This window comes from Pseudomonas sp. FSL R10-2189, from assembly GCF_009600325.1.
Taxonomy (GTDB): domain Bacteria; phylum Pseudomonadota; class Gammaproteobacteria; order Pseudomonadales; family Pseudomonadaceae; genus Aquipseudomonas; species Aquipseudomonas helleri.
On the sequence record NZ_WIVZ01000182.1, the window covers coordinates 1 to 227 of the forward strand.

Consider the following 227-nt stretch of genomic DNA (forward strand, 5'->3'; position numbering starts at 1 on the left):
GGGGCTATAGCTCAGCTGGGAGAGCGCTTGCATGGCATGCAAGAGGTCAACGGTTCGATCCCGTTTAGCTCCACCAATTTACAGTTCAATGCCGGGCCACACTGGCATTGAATCGATCAGTACTCAGCACTGATCACTGTTAGAAGGGTTTGTGTCCCCTTCGTCTAGTGGCCTAGGACACCGCCCTTTCACGGCGGTAACAGGGGTTCGAGTCCCCTAGGGGACGC

At 55.9% G+C, this 227-nt stretch carries 2 tRNA genes; both read left to right on the plus strand.

Annotated elements, in window-relative coordinates:
- Positions 1-76: transfer RNA gene (locus GHO32_RS26380), tRNA-Ala, on the plus strand.
- 77 nt (positions 77-153) lie between these two features.
- Positions 154-226, plus strand: a tRNA-Glu gene (locus tag GHO32_RS26385).
- The last annotated feature ends 1 nt before the right edge of the window (position 227 follow it).